Annotated in this window: 14 protein-coding genes; 9 read left to right on the forward strand and 5 right to left on the reverse strand. The window is 36.0% G+C overall.

Annotated features, from left to right (window positions below):
* The 4 genes from WFK35_RS11435 to WFK35_RS11450 form a co-directional block, all read left to right on the forward strand.
* The coding region (locus WFK35_RS11435; protein WP_442892041.1) for an MFS transporter at positions 1-765 on the forward strand (765 nt) is incomplete at its 5' end.
* Between the two features lie 16 nt (positions 766-781).
* Positions 782-1,570 (forward strand): NUDIX hydrolase, encoded by a 789-nt coding sequence (locus WFK35_RS11440; RefSeq protein WP_336732734.1) that lies wholly within the window; start codon positions 782-784, stop codon positions 1,568-1,570.
* 120 nt (positions 1,571-1,690) lie between these two features.
* The gene (locus WFK35_RS11445; protein WP_087709898.1) at positions 1,691-2,869 is read left to right on the forward strand and encodes an acyl-CoA dehydrogenase family protein; all 1,179 of its coding nucleotides are present in this window, start codon (positions 1,691-1,693) and stop codon (positions 2,867-2,869) included.
* A gap of 164 nt (positions 2,870-3,033) precedes the next feature.
* Entirely contained in the window at positions 3,034-4,980 is a 1,947-nt protein-coding gene (locus WFK35_RS11450; protein WP_336732735.1) for a T9SS type A sorting domain-containing protein, read from the forward strand.
* Between the two features lie 54 nt (positions 4,981-5,034).
* Here WFK35_RS11450 and WFK35_RS11455 read toward each other — a convergent pair whose 3' ends face one another.
* The 4 genes from WFK35_RS11455 to rsmG are packed head-to-tail and all read right to left on the reverse strand — an operon-like array spanning position 5,035 to position 9,370.
* Positions 5,035-7,728, reverse strand: coding sequence for a PD-(D/E)XK nuclease family protein (locus WFK35_RS11455; RefSeq protein ID WP_336732736.1), 2,694 nt, complete (start codon positions 7,726-7,728; stop codon positions 5,035-5,037).
* Positions 7,725-8,261 (reverse strand): DUF922 domain-containing protein, encoded by a 537-nt coding sequence (locus WFK35_RS11460; protein WP_336732737.1) that lies wholly within the window; start codon positions 8,259-8,261, stop codon positions 7,725-7,727. Before WFK35_RS11460 ends, WFK35_RS11455 begins: the two co-directional genes overlap by 4 nt.
* 6 nt (positions 8,262-8,267) lie before the next feature.
* The gene (locus tag WFK35_RS11465; RefSeq protein ID WP_268053911.1) at positions 8,268-8,675 is read right to left on the reverse strand and encodes a hypothetical protein; all 408 of its coding nucleotides are present in this window, start codon (positions 8,673-8,675) and stop codon (positions 8,268-8,270) included.
* A gap of 59 nt (positions 8,676-8,734) precedes the next feature.
* Positions 8,735-9,370, reverse strand: a complete 636-nt coding sequence (rsmG, locus tag WFK35_RS11470; RefSeq protein ID WP_256039379.1) for a 16S rRNA (guanine(527)-N(7))-methyltransferase RsmG — start codon at positions 9,368-9,370, stop codon at positions 8,735-8,737.
* Positions 9,371-9,717: 347 nt separating this feature from the next.
* On the opposite strand from rsmG, the gene WFK35_RS11475 reads away from it, so the two are divergent.
* Together WFK35_RS11475 and WFK35_RS11480 are read left to right on the forward strand one after the other, a co-directional pair.
* Positions 9,718-10,911, forward strand: a complete 1,194-nt coding sequence (locus WFK35_RS11475) for a pyridoxal phosphate-dependent aminotransferase (protein WP_214589606.1) — start codon at positions 9,718-9,720, stop codon at positions 10,909-10,911.
* Positions 10,912-10,967: 56 nt separating this feature from the next.
* Entirely contained in the window at positions 10,968-13,907 is a 2,940-nt protein-coding gene (locus WFK35_RS11480) for a M16 family metallopeptidase (RefSeq protein WP_336732738.1), read from the forward strand.
* A 31-nt stretch (positions 13,908-13,938) separates the two neighbouring features.
* On the opposite strand, the gene WFK35_RS11485 is transcribed toward WFK35_RS11480, so the two are convergent.
* The gene (locus WFK35_RS11485) at positions 13,939-14,766 is read right to left on the reverse strand and encodes a GLPGLI family protein (protein WP_336690760.1); all 828 of its coding nucleotides are present in this window, start codon (positions 14,764-14,766) and stop codon (positions 13,939-13,941) included.
* Positions 14,767-14,977: 211 nt separating this feature from the next.
* On the opposite strand from WFK35_RS11485, the gene WFK35_RS11490 reads away from it, so the two are divergent.
* The 3 genes from WFK35_RS11490 (at position 14,978) to WFK35_RS11500 (ending at position 16,293) form a co-directional block, all read left to right on the forward strand.
* On the forward strand, positions 14,978-15,610 hold the full coding sequence (locus tag WFK35_RS11490; protein ID WP_076390398.1) for a peroxiredoxin: 633 nt from the start codon (positions 14,978-14,980) through the stop codon (positions 15,608-15,610).
* A gap of 126 nt (positions 15,611-15,736) precedes the next feature.
* Positions 15,737-16,042 (forward strand): thioredoxin family protein, encoded by a 306-nt coding sequence (locus WFK35_RS11495; protein ID WP_108410035.1) that lies wholly within the window; start codon positions 15,737-15,739, stop codon positions 16,040-16,042.
* 2 nt (positions 16,043-16,044) lie between these two features.
* A complete protein-coding gene (locus WFK35_RS11500; protein WP_336732739.1) occupies positions 16,045-16,293 on the forward strand; it encodes a DUF6952 family protein in 249 nt (82 codons plus the stop codon).
* The last annotated feature ends 52 nt before the right edge of the window (positions 16,294-16,345 follow it).

The raw sequence follows: 16,345 nt of genomic DNA on the forward strand, positions 1-16,345 counted from the left end.
GTTTTCGTGGTAAATATAGGTTTTGGATGGATTATTTCAAGCCGGTTTTCAGAATTCTGGAAATTCGGATTTCTATCAATCTCAGTCCTATCGGCAATTACCATTTTTTTATTTTCAAAGCTTCCTATTTCGGAACCTGAAAAAATGAAGAGTGAAAATATTTTTAAAGAAGTTGCAGAAATTATCAACCCTTTAATCATCATATTTTTAGCGGTAATTTTTTCTATTGTTTTTTTAGAACAGAGTTTTAATTCCTGGCTGCCGTCTTTTTACAAAAACCATTTAAAAGTAAATTCTTTTTTTGCACTTCAGGCTTCATCGTTTTTAGCCCTTTTCTCTTATGCAGGAAGAACGATTACAGCAAATGTAATCCAGAGATTTTCACTTTCCAAATATTATATTTTGTGTATAGTATCTATTGCTACAGTTCTTTTAATCATCATCGGAATCCAGTTTTCCGGTTGGGACGATTCTAAAATCCTGCTGTTTCTTTTTCCTGTTATAGGATTGTTTTTATCTCCGCTTTACCCGGTAATCAATTCTAAAATGATCGCTACAATAGATAAATCCAAGGCTAACCTTTTCACCTCACTAATTGTTATTTTTTCTTCGTTGGGAAGCTCTGTAAGTTCGATCATCATGTCGGTTTTATTCGAAAATCAGCTCCTAAACTACTACTCCGTTTATATTTTATCTGCTGTTTTTCTGTTGTTTACAATTAGTTTAATTTATTTTAGATTTGCAGATACAAAATTTAGAAAATAATTTTATTTTTACTCCCATGAAAATCAAGAACGAAAAGAGTAAGGAAACCCTTCAGGAACTTATTGATACAAAAGACTTTGTAGCACACGTGTCTGTAGACTGTACCATATTTGGTTTTCATAACAACATCCTGAAAGTTTTACTCTTAAAATACCACGATCTGGATTTGTGGTCTCTTCCCGGAGGTTTTGTTTTTAATGATGAAGATCTTCGCGAAGCGGCAGAACGTGTTCTGTATGAAAGGACGCATCTCCAAAATATCTTCCTGAAACAGTTTCATACTTTTGGAAGAATCGACAGAACCGAAAATAATGTTCACCAGATTCTGCTTAAAAATAAAGGCGTTGAAGTTCCTATAGATCACTGGATTTTCCAACGTTTTATTACGGTAGGATACTGCAGTCTGATTGATTTTTCGATGGCAAATACCTTTCCGGATGCCTTCAACGAAAGCTGCGAATGGTTTGAAGTGGATAAACTGCCCAAAATGGCATTTGACCACGACCGAATTATCGAAACCGGACTGGAATATCTCAGAATGAACATCAATACCGAAGTAGCGGCGAGTAATCTTCTTCCCGAAAAATTCACCATGAAAGATCTGCAATGTCTTTATGAAACGATTTTGGGCGAAAAATTCAGAAGGAACAATTTTCAGCGTAAAATTTTAAGTCTTAATATTTTAGACCGACTGGAAAAACTGTATGACGGTTCTGCCAATAAAGCTCCGTATTTGTACAAGTTTAAAACCAGAATCTACAATCCGACAAATCAGTACCCTATTTCCAACGAAGAGGAAAATTAATTTTTGATGCTTTGTATCTGAAATCTGTATTAAACAACTAAAAATCAGCAGATAAAAGTCATTTAAAAAAAATTTCTCTGAAATAGTGAAAAGTCTTATTTTTAGGAAAATTAAAATATAATGTCATATTATTCCCTTACCAGCATTCCCGATTATTACGGGATCGATGCTTTACTTACTGAAGAACATAAACTTATCCGACAGTCTGTAAGAGACTGGGTAGAAAGTTTTGTGATGCCGCAGATTGATCATGCTGCCCAAAACCACACCGACATCCCGAATTTAATGAAGGAATTGGGACAAATCGGAGCTTTAGGACCTTATATTCCGGTTGAATACGGCGGTTCCGGACTGGATCAGATTTCTTACGGTCTGATTATGCAGGAGCTTGAAAGAGGGGATTCTGCGGTGCGCTCTGCTGCCTCTGTACAGAGTTCTCTGGTGATGTTCCCTATTAATGAATTTGGTTCGGAAGAACAGAAAAGAAAATATTTACCCAAATTAGCTGCCGGAGAAATGATCGGTTCTTTCGGTTTAACGGAGCCAAACCACGGTTCTGATCCGGGTTCTATGGAAACCCATTTTAAAGATATGGGAGATCATTATCTTCTGAATGGGGCTAAAATGTGGATCACCAACTCTCCTCTTTGCGATATTGCCGTAGTCTGGGCGAAAAATGAAGAAGGAAAAGTTCAGGGACTGATTGTTGAAAGAGGAATGGAAGGTTTTACAACACCTGAAACTCACAATAAATGGAGCTTAAGAGCTTCAAAAACTGGAGAACTGGTTTTTAATGATGTAAAAGTTCCGAAAGAAAATCTTCTTCCGGGAGTAACAGGACTAAAAGGACCTTTATCTTGTTTAAATTCAGCAAGATATGGTATTTCATGGGGTGTTATCGGAGCGGCTATTGATTGCTACTGTACTGCGGTTCAGTATTCTAAAGAAAGAAAACAGTTTGGAAAACCCATCGGATCTTACCAGTTGCAGCAGAAAAAATTAGCTGAATTTTTAACAGAAATCACTAAAGCTCAGTTACTTTGCTTACAGCTAGGAAATCTTAAAAACGATCATAAAGCAACTCCTGCACAGATTTCTATGGCTAAAAGAAATAATGTAAAAATGGCGATTGATATTGCCAGAGAATCCCGCCAGATTCTTGGAGGTATGGGAATTATGGGTGAATTCCCGATGATGCGCCACGCAGCCAACCTTGAATCTGTGATTACTTATGAAGGAACGCACGACGTTCATTTATTGATTACAGGTCTTGATATTACAGGAATTAACGCCTTCTAAGAGAGAAAATTTTGTAATAAATAATACATAGTCTGATCAGTTTTCTGGTCAGACTTTTTTCTTTTTAAAAAAAATTGATATTCGCTGAATAATTATTGATATGATAAAATTACCGCTGTTTTATTTTAAAATTTTAATTTAAACATCAATAAAAATTGACAATAATGAAAAAATCAATTACTCTTTTTCTGGGACTTACTGCTTATTTCTATTTTGCGCAACAAGCCGGAGATGTTTTCAGTGTTGAACAAAAACTGGATCTTACGCCACAGGCGGTGGCAGGCTTTATTTCAAACAATCTTGGTGAACAGAATTCTCCGGATTTTGTAAATTATCTCAACAGTTTTAATGTAGGTTTAAAAGCTTATAAAATAACGTATTATACAAAAAATGAGAAAAATAATCTTGTAAAAGCAACGGGACTTCTGATGTACCCGAAAGCAAATTACAAACTTTCTACTGTAGTTTCGGATCACGGAACTACCGACAGCCGCCAAAATGTACCTTCTAATCTTAAAGGGGTTCTGTATGCAGGATTTGTAGTGGAGCTTTCTTATGTTCTCAACGGCTATATTTTAATGGCTCCCGATTATGTAGGGATGGGAAGCGGAGACGGAGTTCATCCGTATGTGCACTATCCTACCGAAGCTTCTGCGACCATTGATTTTGTAACGGCAGCCAACAAAGTTCTTGTCCAGCAAAATGTGAAACGCTACGACGAGTATTTTTTAACAGGTTATTCGCAGGGCGCTCATGCAGCTATGTCCACATTAAAGAAATTGAGCATTTCGAATCCTAACAATCTGAATTTCAAATATGCTTATATGGGAGACGGACCTTATGATTTTTCGGGCGTTACTTTACAGAAAGGGGTTCTGGAAAAAGATGTTTACCCTTTTACTTCTTTTATCGCCAATGTTGTTAATACCTGTAATAAAACTGGTTACCAAATGTACAACAGCAGTATTTCGGAAGTAATCTCTTCAGAATATCTAGATCGCTACAATTATCATGTTATTCAGGATAACGGAGGTTTGCTTTGGGGACCTTTGGTATGGAGAACACTTTTTACCAATAATTTTGTAAATGATGTCACGAATAATCAGAATAACAAATTGAGACAATGCCTGAAATCAAACGATGTGTACGACTGGTATAACAAAACACCTATGACTTTAGGACATTCTACGGTTGACCTTGCCATTCATCCGGAAAATACTTCTAAAACCATTGACGTTCAGAGAGGTTACTATTCGTGGTGGGATCTGAATAAATACAAACTTGAGGCATTTTACTGGGGACCTTTAGGACATATCGGAGGAATCGTACCTTTTATTCTGGCTTCCAATGCCAAATTTAATACTTTAAGAAGCGGCGGACTTTTAAATGAATGGGCGATGCTGACTTCTAAACAGTCTCAAAATAGTCAATCCGGAATCAGTTCTCTCTATAAATCACAGATAAAACCAGATCTTCAGAATATGGAACTTCTTGAAGTCACAGATTTCAATAAAGAAAAAGCTGAACGAAAAGCTGTGAGCAACAACAATTTAGCCTCCTTACAAGATGGAGTATATTTATTAAAAGTCTCCGAAAATAATTCGGAAAAACTCATTCCGTACATTAAAAACAGTCCGGAAACGGTAGAAGAAAAAGATATTGTAAAATCTGAGCTCAACAATATTCTGAATTTAAAAATCAATCAGGAAGAACTTTTAGCTGTCAATATTTTTGATGACAATAAAAATCTTATCAAATCCATTTCTCAGGAACAGTATATTAAAGACGGAGGAATAAATCTCAATACTATTGATTCTCAAAATCTTATTTTAGAAATCGCTACCCGTTTTTATAATTTGCAGTTTAAAAAGCAAATCAGAGAAGTGAAAGCGGAAGATCCTATTTCAGTTATTGCTCAGAATAATCAGATTATTGTAAAAGCTAAAAACGGTATTAAAAATATCAGTATTTACAGTATTTCAGGAGATTTAATCCAGAATCAGGAAGTAAACAGTTCTCAATTCGAATCAAATACCATCAAAACAGGAGTTTATGTGGTTCAGGTAATTCAGAATGACGGAAAAACCTTCAATAAAAAAGTGAAATTATAGTAATTTTCTTCATACAATCCTTCAAAGAGTGCATCCGTTTCAGATGCACTCTTTTTATACAGAATAAGGTTTTATGTTTTCGATGAATGCAAGATCAGGATTCAGAATTTCTTCAATCAGGCTTTTAATGGATTTCATGGCATCATCAATATCTCCTTTTTCAAATTGCAGAGAAACCACGCCTTTTTTAGCTTCCGCAAAACTCCAGATTCCCGTCTCAATCGGAAGTCCCCAAAACTCGGGAAGATTCTGCACAACATACTGATAAATACATAACTGCAAAGCCTGTTTTCGGTCGCTGTTATGGAAATATTCGTCTACATTGGATTCGTCGATTTTTACGATGAGATTTTTAATTTTTGCCGTTTTATAATCAATAATTCTCAACGTTCCGTTAAGCCGGTCGATCCTGTCGATGAAGCCGAAAAAAGAAACTTTGTCTTTTTCATCAAGATAAAAATCTACATTTTCGAAACGTTTTTCGATGTCTAAAATTTCCAGTACATTTCCGCTTTTTATCAGCTCAAGATCATGATTTAAAATATTTTCAATGACTTTTTTAGCAATGGCTTTATGAATGAAATTCATTCCTTTTTCATAAAATTCCGGCTGATGTTTCAGCTTTTCAATAGCCACTTCTATATATTGATCTATTGCTTTAACTGATTCTTTTAAATCGTTTTCTTTTAATATTTTACCTTTTAATACTTCATAAATTTCTTGAAGGGTATAATGCACCAGATTACCGTAATTTTTTACCGACAGTTCTTCTTCAATTTCATCACTTTCCGAGGTCTTTAAAATCTTGGAAAGGTAAAAATCAATCGGATTGTACAGATAACTTGTAAGGTGGGATGCAGAAACTTTTTCCTTCCATTTTTCAAGCCGCTGAAGAACAATTTCAGTTTTTGAAATTTCAATCGGCTGTGTAATAATCGGCTCAGAAGAATTTTCAATAATCAGATGTTCAATATTGTGAGAACTTTCCATTTCGATCTGGGTGATGAAACGGCTTTTCTCTCCCGTATTCACTCCGGAACTTAGAGCATTAAAAAGCAAATGAACATTTTTGGAATCCTGAATCAATCTGTAAAAATGATAGGCATAAATACTGTCGTTTTCCAAAAAAGTATGAAGATCAAAAAATCTTCTGATATCAAAAGGAATATAGGTATTCTGTGAATTTCCGAGTGGTAATTTCCCTTCGTTCACAGAAAGCATAATCACATTTTCGAAATTGAGGAGACGGGTTTCAAGAAGTCCCATAATCTGCAACCCCCTCAAAGGCTCCCCCTGAAAATCAATACTTTCAGAGTTAATATGCTGATTAATCAGAATTTCCAGTGTTTCCATTTTAATTTCAAACTGATAAGGAGACAACTGGTTTTTGATAATTCTGAAAGCATTTTCGAAATGGGAAACGTTTTCATACTGAATATCATCAATTTCCAGCCATTTGATCTGCTTGCAGAATTCAATTAAAGAATCTAAATAAACAGTCGTAGACTCTGCTTTTTTCAGTAAATTATAGTACGAAAGTTCATGCAACAATTCATGAAAAAGCTTTTTGGAAATGTAAACGATATTGCGTTCTTCAATTTTCGCTTTAAAATTATTGATCACCAATTCATCTTCAGCAGATTTCGGCAGCTCTTCCAGAATCGGGAAAATATCACGGTAATAATATGACGATTTGTTTTTCTCGAGTTGTTTCTGAAGATAGAAAAGCTGTTTTACGGCATTCGAAAAGGAAAGGTTTTTCAGAGGAAAACCCATCGTTATATTCAGATTGGGAACGCCGTGCATTACATCCAGACTTGCAGGAAGCAGATTTTCATCCAGCAAAACCACCGCAGTATCGGAGTATGTCTTATTTTCTATTTCTTTGAAGATTTCCGGTAAAATTTTCGTCTGGGTAATATTTCCTGAAACTTCGTAAACTTTTATGTTTTTGGGCTGATTAAAGTCGTCTTCAATCCATTGAAAAAGACGGTGATCATCAAATTCTTTCCACGTTTTATGGTTTCTTAAAAACTTTCCGGCTTCCTGTCTTTCATCATCAAAATAATAATGATCTGCCTGAAAAAAGCACTGTCCTTTGTCCCATTGCAGAAGACTTCTTACGAGTTTTTCTTCCGCCGGAGTAAAAGCATTGAAACCGCAGAATACAAATTTTTCACTGGTATTTTTGGCAAATTCATCAATTTTTGCTTTTGCCGTTTCGTTGATCATCCCGGAAGTTGCCCAGTTTTTCTCCTTCAGTTTTTTCTTGAGAACGGGAAGAAAGACATTCATGTTTTTCCAGAAATTAAGGAATTTTTTTCGCGGTCCTTCATCGTCTTCTCCCAAATCCTGTGCCCATTCTTTAATCCGCTCTTCATCAAACATATACTGTAAAACGGCTTCATCGCTTTCTGAGAATTTCAGGATATCGTCCCAGTCTTTCTGCAACGTGGGAAACCATTTCAGAAATTCTGCAAAATCGTCATTGGGAATCAGGTTCAGGCTTTTATACACATCAAAAGCGAAAAGCCAAAGTGCAATTCCCTGAATCTGCTGTTTGTCGGCAATTTTATCAATCAGTTCCTCAATCGTAAAAAAATTCGGCAGAAATCCGGAGTAATTATTTTCCTCAAGAATTCGTCTGATGAAAACAATGGGACGTTTTCCGGGCAGAACGATATTAAATTCAGATAAATCGGAATTTTGGCTTAATAATTCACTGATGATTTTATTGAGGAATTTCAAGAGGTTTTATAGTTTTTGTAATTTTCCAGTTGTTCAGCAATAATACGGTTGTATTCCGCCTGCTTTTCCTCTACCATTCCGTTCCTTGTTTCGCCGTCATAAGTTTTCTGGAAATCCTGATATTCTTTGAGGATCTTATTGTAAATGGTTTTAAAATACCTGTCGAAATCAGCTCCGTTTTTAATCTTTTCCGAAACTTCTTTTCTCAGTTTTCGGGCAAAAACTTCAGCAACATCAAAATGTTTCTGCTCATGAAGCAGCACATAATCATTGATTCTTTTAACGTCTTTCCACGATTGGTATTCGTTAAAAATTGTCTGAATCGTGATTTTTACCGGAGCTTTCGGATTTGAAGATTTTACGTAGGAATACGTCCAGCCACAGTTGGTATACGCCACGACATTGTCTCCACGCTGGTTGTTAACTTGGCTTTTAAAATTGCTCCAATTCAATTTTTTTCCCTCTTCCCACTTTATTTTCTGACCGAATACAATATTGGAAATCAGAAAACAAGCTGCAAAAACTCCTTTCATTTATTTTTATTGAACTACTATTGTTTTGGTGATCCAGTTGTTTCCGCCATTCCAGAATTTAAAAGTATATTTCCCAATCTGTTGCGGACTGAAATTGATCTGATTGGCAGAAGTGTATGTTTTTTCCGTACACGGTCCGTTCGTAATGTATTTATAAGCCGTAACGGTTCTGGTTAAATTATCATTATGCACATAATCATATCCATAAAAACCCTGACAATGAGAAGGATAAGCAGAATAAGTCTTAATACTCTGGACCGAAAAGACATCCATCGTATCATTAACAATTCTCACACTGTCAATTTTAATTTTGTCAACAGATTCTATGGTATTATAGTCATCGTCATTGTTACAAGATGTAAAAAATAATCCTAAAACTAATGCAGAAAACCCAAAATGGAGAAACTTTTTCATAGTTACAAAATTTAGATTATTATTAAAAATATCAGAATTTATTCCTTAATAATGTAAAATTAAGAATTAAAATTACCTTTAGAAAGATACACTACTTTTTTTGTATCATAAAATTCTTCGTCAAAATAACTTTTCAGGCTGAAAATTTCACATTTCAGTCCGGCAAGTTCTTCAGCAAGATCCCCTCCTTTCAGATACAGAACGCCATTATGCTTTGTATTGAACTGTTCTTTCTCGAATTTACCTTTCAGCCATCTTAAAAATTCCGGCATCTGTGTTACGGCACGGCTTACTACAAAATGGAATTTTTCCTTTAATTTTTCCGCTCTTCCGTGGATTGCGGTTACGTTTTTTAATCCGGCTCCTTCTGCAACAGCATTTACCACCGTTATTTTCTTTCCGATAGAATCGATCAAAGTAAATTGGGTTTCGGGAAACAAAATTGCAAGAGGAATTCCGGGAAAACCACCGCCTGTTCCAATGTCCAAAACTCTTGTTCCGGGAGCAAATTCCATCACTTTTGCAATTCCCAAAGAATGTAAAATATGCTTTTCGTACAGAGATTCCATATCTTTTCTAGAGATCACATTGATTTTTTCGTTCCATTCGTGGTATAAAACTTCCAGTTTATTGAACTGATCGATCTGTGTCTCTGTAAGATCCGGAAAGTATTTTAGTAGTAACGTTGTAGACATATAAATTATTATAAAAAGCAAAAATAAGTTTTTTATCAGCTTTATTCAAATTATCAAAACCAAGATTTATCTTTCTCAAATTCCTTTACACCTCTTTTTCGATATAATTGTTGGTTCTTTTCTGTAATTTTGAAATTTTCTCATCCGGTTTTCTGGGATTGATGGATGACTGATTGATTCTTATTTCTACACAGATTCTGTTCATGAAGGAGCAAAACTATTTTTACTTTAAACAATTAGTTGAATAAGTAATAAAACGCCAGCGCAGACAAAAAAGCTGACTCCGGCTCTATTTTAACTTCTGAAGAAATACTTTTTATTATATTTGTTAAAATAGAAATAATTACATGGAGAAACTTTCAGATAGAGTACAGAGACTTGGTTACTCACAAACTTTTGTTATGTCGAATAAGGCTAGAGAAATGAAAGCCAGCGGAATAGATGTTATAAGCCTTACTTTAGGGGAACCCGATTTCGATGTTCCGGACAATATCAAACAGGCTGCTTTCGATGCCATTAACCAAAATTACAGTCACTACTCTCCTGTTCCCGGATTTTTAGAACTTCGTGAAGCAATTGCTCACAAATTAAAACGAGATAATAATTTAGCATATAAACCAACGCAGATCTGCGTTTCCAACGGTGCAAAACAGGCGATTTTAAATGTTCTGGCTGCTCTTCTTAACGACGGAGATGAAGTAATTCTTCCGAATCCGTACTGGGTAAGCTATGATGAAATGGTAAAAATGATGGGCGGAGTTTCTGTGATGCTTCCGACTTCGTATGTTACAGATTTTAAAATCACTGCAGAACAGCTTGAAGAAGCTATTACAGATAAAACAAAGGCTGTCCTTTTCAGCTCACCGTGCAACCCTTCAGGCGGATATTACACGTATGATGAACTGAAATCTCTGGCAAAAGTGATTGCCAAATATCCTCACGTAACGGTAATTTCAGACGAAATCTACGAATTCATCAACTACGAAACGAAAACAACGTCGATTGCTCAGTTTCCAGAGGTTTACGAACAGACTGCCGTTATTAACGGAATGTCTAAAGCGTTCGCGATGACAGGATGGAGAATCGGTTATTCTGCGTGTCCGGAATGGCTGGCTAAAGCGTGTGAAAAAATTCAGGGACAAATGACGAGCGGAGCAAATACAATGGCTCAGAGAGCTTCTATCACCGCTTTACAGACCGATCCTTCGGAGTATAAATATATGATTGATGCTTTTAAAAAAAGAAGGGATCTGGTTTATGATTTAATTAAAGAAATTCCAGGTTTTAAAGTGGTTTTGCCTAAAGCTGCGTTTTATTTCTTCCCGGATGTATCACATTACATCGGAAAAACGTTAGACGGAACAGAAATTAAAGATTCTGATGATTTCGCGATGTTCCTTCTCGAAAATGCTCATGTAGGATGTGTTGGCGGAGTCTCTTTCGGAAGTCCTGAATGCATCAGATTTTCTTATGCGGCTTCGGAGGAAGATTTAAAAGAAGCCATGAGAAGAATTAAAGATTTACTTGATAAATTTAACTAAGAATAATTTAAGCATTTTTTTAAATAATAATCAAACATATTCCAACATCAATTAACATGAATTTTTTCAAAAGAATCACCATTGTAACCAGTATTGCAGCAGCAAGTTACTGCGGATACGCTTACGGACAGGATTTCCAGTGGAAAGAAGCACAGTCGAATGGCTACACCTATAAATATGTAACCAACGACCCTACCTCAGCAAGATATTATACGCTGAAAAACGGATTAACCGTTATTCTGAGCCCAACGAAAAAAGATCCAAGAATCCAGACTTTTATTGCAACGAAAGCAGGAAGCAAAACCGATCCGGCGGATCATACCGGTTTAGCGCATTATCTGGAGCATATGCTTTTTAAAGGAACAGATCAATTCGGATCAAAAGACTGGGCAAAAGAAAAACCGCTTCTTGACCAGATTGATGCTCTTTACGAGAAATACAATTCGACAACGGACGAAGCAAAGAGAAAGGAAATTTATAAAGAAATCGATAAAGTTTCGGGAGAAGCAGCAAAATATGCTATTGCGAACGAATACGACAAAATGATGTCGGGAATGGGCGCAGACGGAACCAACGCATTTACTTCGTACGAACAGACAGTTTACACAGAAGATATTCCCGCGAATGTAACGGATAAATTTTTAGCATTACAGGCAGAACGTTTCAGACAGCCGATTTTAAGACTTTTCCATACAGAATTGGAAGCAGTTTATGAAGAAAAAAACAGAGGTCTGGATAATGACGGAAGAAAGGTTCTGGAATCTATGTTTGCTGCGATGTTCCCGAATAACAATTACGGAAAGCAAACGACCATCGGAACGATTGAACACCTGAAAAATCCTTCACTAAAAGCGATCAGAGAATACTATAACAATTATTACGTTCCGAATAATATGGGGATCATCATGTCGGGAGATTTTAATCCTGATGAAATGATTGCGAAGATCGACAAAGCTTTTTCTTATATGAAAAACAAACCGGTTCCGGCATACAATCCGGGACAGGAAAGTCCGATTATGGCTCCGATTACCCGGGAAGTTTACGGCCCGAATCCTGAAAACATCATGATCGGATTCCGTTTTCCGGGTGCTACGACAAAGGATGCAAGAATGCTGAATTTCATCGGAAGTATGCTTACCAACGGACAGGCGGGATTAATTGACCTTGATCTTGTTAAAAAGCAGAAATTACTGAGCGCTTATGCTTTTCCGTATGTTCTGAAAGATTATTCGGCGCTTTTGTTACAGGGAAATCCTACAGAAGGACAGTCTTTGGATGATGTGAAGAATTTATTGCTTCAGGAAATCGACAAGCTCAGAAAAGGCGAGTTTTCTGATGACCTGATCCAGTCAATCGTGAATAATGAGAAGAAAAATGTGATCCAGAAGTATGAAAAATACACTTCCAGAGCGGAATCTCTGATGGATGAATTCACTTCCGAAGTAGACCATAAAACCCAGCTTCAGTATATTGAAGAAATTTCTAAACTGACAAAAAAAGATATCATGGATTTCGCATCTAAATATCTTAAAGACAACAATTACATTGCGGTTTACAAAAGAAAAGGAGAAGACAAAAATATCGTAAAAGTAGACAAACCTACAATTACTCCGGTTTCCGTAAACAGAGAAGACCAGTCTCCGTTCCTGAAAAAGATCGACGAAATGCCGGAAGCTCCGATTTCTCCGGTATGGCTGAATTTTGAAAAAGATATTGCCAAAAGCAAGGTAAAATCTGTGGATGTACTTTCTGTAAAAAATACGGATAATGATCTTTTCAGATTGTACTATTATTTCGATGCCGGAAAATGGAATAATAAGATTCTTCCTTTGGCAGCAGAATATCTTCAATATTTAGGAACAAAAAATAAATCTTCGGAAGACATCAGTAAGGAATTTTACAAACTGGCTTCAAGTTTCAATGTAAGCGCAGGAAATGAAGAAACCTATGTAACTTTGGAAGGTCTGAATGAAAATTTCGATAAGACAGCGGCTCTGTTTGAAGATTTAATTAAAAACTGTGTGGCTGATCAGAAAGCTTTAGATTCTTATAAAGTGAGGCTGAAAAAATCAAGAGCCAATGCGAAACAGAACAAAGGTTCTATCATGAGCGGATTGAGAAGCTATGCGCAGTATGGTCCGCAAAATCCATTCAATAATGTATTGAGTGATGCCGAACTGGATGCCTTAAAAGCAGAAGATTTAGTGAATGTATTGCACGATTTATTTAACTTTAAGCATAAAATTCTTCATTACGGTCCGAAATCAGCCAACGAAGTTGCTTCTTCTTTAACGCTGATCCATAAAGTTCCAGCTTCGCTGAAAGAGATGCCGAAGTCTACAACATTTACCCAGATTCCTACGGATAAGAATAAAGTATTGTTTGCCCATTACGATATGGTACAGGCAGAAATTTTCTGGGTAAGAAACAGCGATCCTTATAATGTAAGCATTACTCCGACTGTAAATTTGTTCAATAACTATTTCGGTGGCGGAATGGGTTCTGTGGTTTTCCAGACCATCAGAGAGTCAAAAGCTCTGGCTTATTCTACCTACTCTTACTTTTCGCTTCCGGGCAAAAAAGAGGATAAAGATATGATCATGGCTTATGTGGGAACTCAGGCAGATAAATTCAATGAGTCTACCACAGCGATGAATGAGCTTCTGACAACGCTTCCAAAATCTGATCAGTTATTTGAAACCGCAAAAAGCGGACTGAAGAAAACGATTGCCTCCGAAAGAATTACGCAGGACGGAATTATCTTTACCTATCTGAGAGCCCAAAAGCTTGGAAATAATACGGATATCCGAAAGAATACTTACGAACAGGCTCCAAAACTGACGTTTGCAGACATCAACAGTTTCCACGACAAGGAAATGAAAGGTAAAAGCTACACCTACTGTCTCGTTGCTTCGCAGGATAAAGTAAGTGAAGCCGATATGCAAAAACTTGGTGAAGTGAAGAAATTGAATTTGACTGAGATTTTTGGTTATTAATAATGAAAAAGCCCTGAAATTCGGGGCTTTTTTATTGATAATCAATCCTGCGATTCAGTTCTATGGGGTTATTATTTTCCCTTATTTGCTTTTTAAGCTGTTTTGTCATCTTATTAAGATCCGTCGGGATAAGATTTCCTTTTTCATCTCCGGACTGTATTTTTATGTTTCTGGCTTTCAATTCTGCAAAAGGATCTGCATAATAATCGGATTGAATTTTCTGAAAATCTTCCCAACTTATGGTCGTTCCTTTCTTTGAGAAAAACAGATTATCCTTTTCCAGTTTTTTAATCTTTATTAAATTAAAACTATAGTTTTCCTGATCGTCCGAAATGTTGACAATAATTCCGGGAAGACCATTAAAAATATATGGACCTTCAGGAATAGGAATACTTTGCGTAAACCATGCGATCCAACTTCTTCCGCCGTACTCTACTGTTGCTTTCTGGCATTCAAAATCATCTATTTTCTTTTTGTCGGCTAAGATTTTCCAGTTCAAATTTTCATCTATTTTTATGAAATATTTGTCATTAAAAAAGCTCATGAAAATAACCTTTTGGATATTGGCTGTTTCAAGATTTTTCACAACATAAATCTGAGAATTAAAAACCGGGCTTCTGCCTAAACCAAGTCCCGTTCTTTGTATCATGGAGTCGGAAACCCTTTCGCGCTCGCAACGAAAAGCAGATTCCTTTTCAAAAACATCCAAGTAATAAGTTTCGGTAGTAAAGTCGGGTTTATTGGGATTAGGCTTAAATTTAAGATCATAAACAAAAGTCATTTTTTGAGACAGCATCATTGCTGAAAGTATGCATCCCAAAATAAGGAATACTTTTTTTATGAATAATTTTAAAATCATGGTATTTAAATTTACAGCTAAATTAAGATTTATTAAAATTTCATCTATCAGGAAATATGGCTAAATCATAAAAAACATCCTATTCAAAGGTTTTTTTCTTTCTATCAAACCAAAAATAATTATAGATTTTATTTATCAAAAGCAAATTGTTCGATAGACGAAATATTTCTATATTTGCACCTGAAAATTTAAAATAAAAAATAGGAAAATTATGTCTTTAGTAGGAAAAAAATTCCCGAATGTAACGGTAGATGCAATGTCTGAAATGGGTGATGATCTTAGAATCAACATCTTCCAGGAAGCTACAGAAAACCAACAGAAAGTTCTTTTATTCTGGTACCCGAAAGATTTCACTTTTGTTTGCCCGACTGAGCTTCACGCTTTTCAGGAAGCTTTACCTGAATTTGAAAAAAGAAACACTAAAGTAATCGGTGCTTCTTGCGATACCAACGAAGTACACTTCGCATGGTTAAATGTTTCAAAAGACAATGGTGGTATTGAAGGGGTTACTTACCCACTTTTAGCAGATACTCACAGACAGTTGGCTAACATTTTAGGAATTGTAGATCAGGATTTCGAATACAATGACGAAGGTGAAGAAGTTTTCACAGGTTCTAACGTTACGTACAGAGCAACTTACCTTATCGACGAGACCGGAAAAATTTTCCACGAGTCTGTAAACGACATGCCTCTTGGTAGAAACGTAAAAGAATATTTAAGATTAATCGATGCTTACACGCACGTACAGAAGCACGGTGAAGTTTGCCCTGCAAACTGGGAAGAAGGAAAAGAAGCAATGAAAGCAGACAGAACTTCTACGGCGGAGTATTTAGCGAAAAACTAAGATAATGTGCTAATTTGAAAATGAGATAATTTGAAAATTGATCACATTGATTATTTAAGAATTATCTCATTTTCTATTTTTCAGCATTTTCAAATTAATAAATTCCCAAATTTTCAAATTAAAATTATGTATACAGAATTAACAGAAGATACGCTTCAGAATATTGTAAGCGAAAATGAAAAGGTTGTAGTACAGTACGGTGCAACATGGTGCGGAAACTGCAGAATCATGAAGCCGAAATTCAAAAAACTGGCATCGGAGAACGAAAGCATTCCTTTCCTTTATGTAGATGCAGAAAAATTACCGGAAAGCAGAAAATTGGCAACCGTGGATAATCTTCCGACTTTTGCGATCTTCAGAAACGGTGAGTTGGTGAATCAAGTACAGTCTAATCAGGCAGAAAGTTTAATTAATTTATTCAACGAATTGTAATCATGAAGTTACCGATCATCAGACAGTTTTATCAGAACCAGACTCCTGAAAATCTTGAAAAAACGTTAGACGTTTTAGAAAGCTTCACAGAATTCCGAGGAACTACCGAAGAAGATATGAACGTTGCAGGAGAATTAATTACGAATATCTGCGGAGCTCTGGAAGTTCACGCCAACGTACAGAACGGAATGAGCGAGAAAGATGCTTTAAATTCTTTTGCTCAGAAGGTTTTAGGATCGATTGACAGATAGTGTTTATTTAAACACGAATTTCACGAATATTCTTTCACGAATAAACACGAAT

The sequence above is a fragment of the Chryseobacterium sp. VD8 genome, assembly GCF_037149975.1.
Lineage (GTDB): Bacteria > Bacteroidota > Bacteroidia > Flavobacteriales > Weeksellaceae > Chryseobacterium > Chryseobacterium indicum.